The organism is Mesorhizobium sp. M7A.F.Ca.CA.002.15.2.1, from assembly GCF_003998715.1.
GTDB classification, from domain to species: Bacteria; Pseudomonadota; Alphaproteobacteria; order Rhizobiales; family Rhizobiaceae; genus Mesorhizobium; species Mesorhizobium ciceri.
In genome coordinates this window covers 1-3,760 of sequence record NZ_RZPI01000569.1, presented here as the reverse complement: position 1 = coordinate 3,760, position 3,760 = coordinate 1, and the positions used below count along the sequence as shown (strand labels likewise).

Genomic DNA, 3,760 nt, shown 5'->3' with positions numbered 1-3,760 from the left:
GCTGCTGCTCGCCGAGCGACAACTCCGATACCTTGGCTTGAAGCTTGACGGTGATGCCGAGCGTGCCGGTGATCTCGGCGACGCGCGCCGCCAGTTCCTCGGTCCTGGGGCGCTGCCACCACGGCCCGCCAAGCAGGAGGTTCTCCGCCACCGTCAGCGTCGGCACCAGCATCATGTGCTGGAATACGGTGCCTATGCCGAGTGCCAGCGCATGGCGTGGCGAGGTGATCGGCGTCGGTTTGCCGTCGACCAGTATGCGTCCTTCGTCAGGCTGCTGCAGGCCGGACAACATGCCGATCAATGTCGATTTTCCAGCGCCGTTCTCGCCCAGCAGCACATGCACTTCGCCCGGGCGGATCGACAGGTCGACGCTGTCATTGGCAACGATGCCGGGGAACCGTTTGGTCACGCCTTCAAGCGCGACGATGTCGCGCCCGGCAACGGACGATGAAGAAAAACCGCTCATGAAGCCCAGCACCAAAAAACAGGAATCGTCCGGAGGGGTGAACGGATCACCCCTCCGGCAGCCGACCATGATCGCCTTACTGGGCGACGCTGGTCATCAGTGCCCTTACGGCGGCCGCGTCATAGACCGGCTCGACCTTGATCTTGCCGGAAATGACGTCCTCGCGCAGCGCCTGGATTTCCGTCCAGACATTGTCCGGGATCGCAGCGGTCTTCAGCAACTTGACCGAGTCGTCCTTGAGGCCGATCGTATAGTGTTTGGTGCCGAACGTGTCCGCCTTCAGGTCGGCAATCATCGCCGCATAGACCGGCTCGATATTCCACACCACCGACGACAGCAGGAAGCCCTTGTCGATCGGTGACTTGTCGCCGATGACGTCGATGAAATAGACCTTGCCGCCATCGGCTGCCTTGGTCGTCTCGACCGCCTGCAGCATGCCGAAGCTCGAACCGTTGCCTTGGCCGAAGATGATGTCGGCGCCCGATGCGATCACGCTTTCGGTGACGCGCTTGCCGCCGGCCGCATCGCTGTAGGCGGCCGGGCCGATCACCGCGTAGGTGATCTTGACGTCCGGGTTCTCCGCCTTCACGCCTTGCGCGAACGCCGCCGACTGCGAATTCCACGATGGCGGTTCGCCCGACACCACGATGCCGACCGACTTGGAACGCGACACCTTGGCGGCGAGACGGCCGGCGAGATAGGCGCCCTCGTGGCCGCTCAGCGTATAGTCGGCGACAAGGCCCTTCTCCAGGCCGGCTGGCGTGTCGACGATTGCCACCGGAACTTTCAATTCCTTGGCGATTTCAGGCGCCGAGGTGTTGTAGCCGCTGGCATGCGCGATCAGCAGGCTGGCGCCGTCGGAGGCAAGTTCCCGCAAGGTCGGGCGAACATCGCCATAGCCGAGGCCCTGGGCCACGACCACTTCGACGCCGGCGGCCTTGCCAGCCGCCTTGGCGGCATCGATGCCTTGCTGGTTCCAGCCGTAGTCCGTGCCTTCTTCGGGCGTCAGGATGGCGATCGACTTGACCTCGCCGGCAAGCGCGCCGCTAATCAAGACACCGACTAATATAACTGCACTTACACTGCTCTTAAGAAGCTTTAACATGTTACCCTCTCTGTTGTTTCACCAATCAATATTCTTATTGTTATTGCGCGAAAGCGAGATAGACTGCCTAGGAAAAATTACATTGTGGAGCTCAGGCAAAGTGAAGATCCGTTATGCCCTTCCGGTGATGCTGGCGTTATCGTCCTTCGCCAACGCGGTTGAGTTGCACCATGTCGTCGTCCGCACCGGCACTGACGGGCTCGACATGGTTCCGTTGACGATTTCGAATGCGGGCAGCGAAGGCCTCTCCTGCAACGCCGACTTCGCCCACTGGTATTCGGCCGGGATCGCAACGATCGAGCCGGGCAAGAAGACCCGCGTCGAGCTCTGGTTCGATGCGAAGACCGGCACGTTCACGATCCTCAACGACAAGCGCGAGAACCTGCCCGTCGAGCGGCTGTGGTGCGGTCTGGCGAGCCGAGCATATGCCACCCGCGTGCAGATCACGCTCGACCGCACCGATGCGGCGAAAGGCGAGCGCGATGTGTCCTGCGCCATGGCGCAGGACAGCCTGGCCTGCCGGTAGGCGCTCATTCCCGCGTCCGTTCGAACATCGCGAGCCTCTTATTCCTTTGCCAGGAACGCGTCGGTGAAGACGTCGTCCGCCGACAGAGCCGCCTTGAGCACGCCCTGGTCCGTCAGCGTCTTTAGGGTCTCCTCCCACTGCGTCTTCGTCATCCAGCCGAGACCGTGTTCCTTGGTGTCCGGGCTGGTGAACGTCGAGGCGATGTCGGCATTGATCTGCGCCAGCAGTACGTCCTTCTTGTCCGCATAGCCGGGCGCTGCCTTGGCGGTGATCTCGGCGGCCTCTTCCGGATGAGCCACGACATAGTCGAAGGCCTCCCTATATGCCTTGACGAAGCGGCGCACGACGTCCGGCTTGTCCTTGATCATCGCCTGCGAGGTGAACAGGCCGGAGCCATAGGCTTTCCACCCATAGTCCGCCCCCATCATGATGCTGAGCGAGCCCGGGCCCCCGGCCTTCGCTTCCAGTTCGGGAACCTCCGCATCGATATAGCCGACGACCGTCTGAACCCGGCCAAGCAGCAAATAGCTTTCATAGGGAGGCGAGACGCTGTTCAGCGTCATGTCCTTTTCGGTCAGGCCATTGGCGGCCAGGAAGCCTTTGAAGAAGATGTAGGTGGAACCGGCCGGATGAATGCCGATGGTCAGTCCCTTGAGGTCGGACGGCTTGGTGAGCTTCAGCGTCTTGGCCAGCGAAATGATCCCCAGCGGCGAGTGCTGATTGACGGCTGCCAGCGCCACGACCGGGACATTCTGCGACCGTGCGACGGCAAGCGTGGGAAGATCGCCGAACCCGAAATCCGCGTTCTCATTGCCCACCAGCCGCATCGCGTCCGGCGAGCCGGATCCCTTGCGGATCTCGGCCACATCGATGTCGTTCTTGGCGAAGAAGCCCTTTTCCTTGCCGACGAAGAACATGGCGTGATTGCCGCGCACGACCCAGTCGAGCTGGACGTTGACCTTGTCCGCCGCCAGAGCCGCGCTGGAGAAGCCGAGTGCCGTGACAAACGCCGCGAAGGTAGCGGCCTTGATAAGTGAGCGTCTCAGCATTTTTGTTCCCTTTTATGAATTTGGTTGATCGAGCGGGCCTAGGATTGGCTGAATTTCGGCGCCCACGGCACCACGATGCGTTCTAGGATTTCGGCGGCGTAGTAGAAGGCGATGCCAAGCACGGAAACGAGCAGCAGCGCTGCGAAGACCAGCGCCGTGTCGAGCTGGGTCGACGCGAACTGGATGACGTAGCCGAGACCGTCCGACGCCCCGGCGAACTCACCGACGATGGCGCCGATCACGCTCAACGTGGCGGCGATCTTGGTTCCGGCCATCAGGTTCGGCAGCGAGTGCGGAACGCGGATCCTGAACAGGATCTGCGTCGGGCTGGCCCCGACGGAATTCATCAGCGACAGCAGCGAGCGGTCGACCGATTGCATGCCCGCCAGCATGGAGAGCGTCACCGGAAAGAAGGCGATGACCAGGATCAGGCCGATCTTGGGCGCCAGCCCATAGCCGAACCAGAGGATGAAGATCGGCGCGAGGGCGACTTTCGGCACGTTCTGGAACAGCACCACCAGTGGATACAGCGCGCGTCCCAACCAATCGAAGCGCACGATGACCAGCGCAATGGCAATGCCGACCACGACCGAGACCAGGAAGCCGAACAGGAT

At 62.0% G+C, this 3,760-nt stretch carries 5 protein-coding genes; 1 reads left to right on the top strand and 4 read right to left on the bottom strand.

Annotated features, from left to right (window positions below; genetic code table 11):
* Nucleotides 1–466: ATP-binding cassette domain-containing protein (locus ENZ74_RS25250; protein WP_127313062.1), on the bottom strand; the 466-nt coding region annotated here is incomplete at its 3' end.
* 76 nt (nt 467–542) lie between these two features.
* On the bottom strand, nt 543–1,571 hold the full coding sequence (locus ENZ74_RS25245; RefSeq protein ID WP_063168892.1) for a BMP family protein: 1,029 nt from the start codon (nt 1,569–1,571) through the stop codon (nt 543–545).
* Between the two features lie 100 nt (nt 1,572–1,671).
* On the opposite strand from ENZ74_RS25245, the gene ENZ74_RS25240 reads away from it, so the two are divergent.
* Nucleotides 1,672–2,097, top strand: coding sequence for a hypothetical protein (locus ENZ74_RS25240; RefSeq protein WP_063168893.1), 426 nt, complete (start codon nt 1,672–1,674; stop codon nt 2,095–2,097).
* Between the two features lie 38 nt (nt 2,098–2,135).
* On the opposite strand, the gene ENZ74_RS25235 is transcribed toward ENZ74_RS25240, so the two are convergent.
* Both ENZ74_RS25235 and ENZ74_RS25230 read right to left on the bottom strand, forming a co-directional pair.
* On the bottom strand, nt 2,136–3,146 hold the full coding sequence (locus ENZ74_RS25235) for an ABC transporter substrate-binding protein (RefSeq protein ID WP_013529865.1): 1,011 nt from the start codon (nt 3,144–3,146) through the stop codon (nt 2,136–2,138).
* Nucleotides 3,147–3,184: 38 nt separating this feature from the next.
* On the bottom strand, nt 3,185–3,760 hold a 576-nt coding region (locus ENZ74_RS25230; RefSeq protein ID WP_164761194.1), incomplete at its 5' end, for an ABC transporter permease.

Excerpts from the sequence above, each read along its gene's own strand:
- ENZ74_RS25245 (WP_063168892.1), bottom strand. The coding sequence starts at position 1,571 with ATGTTAAAGCTTCTTAAGAGCAGTGTAAGTGCAGTTATATTAGTCGGT.
- ENZ74_RS25235 (WP_013529865.1), bottom strand. The coding sequence starts at position 3,146 with ATGCTGAGACGCTCACTTATCAAGGCCGCTACCTTCGCGGCGTTTGTC.